Source organism: Candidatus Aquicultor secundus, assembly GCF_002791875.1.
GTDB lineage: Bacteria > Actinomycetota > Aquicultoria > Aquicultorales > Aquicultoraceae > Aquicultor_A > Aquicultor_A secundus.
The window spans coordinates 17,223-17,449 of sequence record NZ_PFNG01000059.1 but is presented as its reverse complement, the minus strand read 5'-3'; the positions used below and the strand labels follow the sequence as shown (position 1 = coordinate 17,449).

Annotated in this window: 1 protein-coding gene; it reads right to left on the bottom strand. The window is 53.7% G+C overall.

Translation table 11 applies throughout. The annotated features are described in order from the left end of the window. A partial coding sequence (locus COY37_RS02330; protein WP_286975851.1) for a PEP/pyruvate-binding domain-containing protein occupies positions 1-227 on the bottom strand: 227 nt, incomplete at both ends.

Here is a 227-nt window from a genome sequence, read left to right as displayed (position 1 = left end):
TCGCACATGTCTTTATAGTGCTTCTCGAGCGTAATCAGAATACCGAAGAGCTGCTCTGCAAGCTCCGGCATTTCGTTTTTCATGTTCGTAAGCGACTGGGTAACCCTGATACCGGCCACGACATCTTCGCCCTGGGCGTTAACTAAGTAATCGCCATATTGGATGTTCTCGCCGGTCGCGGCATCGCGGCTGAACGCAACGCCGGTCGCCGAGGTATTGCCCTTGTT